At 72.2% G+C, this 241-nt stretch carries 1 protein-coding gene; it reads right to left on the bottom strand.

Features of this window, described 5'->3' with window-relative positions:
* Positions 1-36: 36 nt before the first annotated feature.
* Positions 37-241, bottom strand: a 205-nt coding sequence (locus BN358_RS23980) for a peptide-methionine (S)-S-oxide reductase (RefSeq protein WP_198018454.1), incomplete at its 5' end; no start/stop codon positions are given.

Genomic DNA, 241 nt, shown 5'->3' with positions numbered 1-241 from the left:
CGGTGCGGCCCGCGGCGGGTCAATCAGGGACGCGGTTCAGCCGCAGGCCACCCCGGTGGCGTGGACGGGGCAGTAGCCGTTCGGGTTCTTGTCGAGGTACTGCTGGTGGTAGCGCTCGGCGTAGTAGAACGGGCCGGCCGGGACCACCTCTGTGGTGATCGCGCCGTAGCCGGCACTGCTCAGCTTCGGCTGGTAGGCGGCGATGGCTGCGCGTGCGGCCGCGTCCTGCTCGGGCCCGGTG

The sequence above is a fragment of the Sedimentibacter sp. B4 genome (assembly GCF_000309315.1).
GTDB lineage: Bacteria > Bacillota > Clostridia > Tissierellales > Sedimentibacteraceae > Sedimentibacter > Sedimentibacter saalensis.
This window is presented reverse-complemented; position numbering and strand designations above follow the sequence as displayed.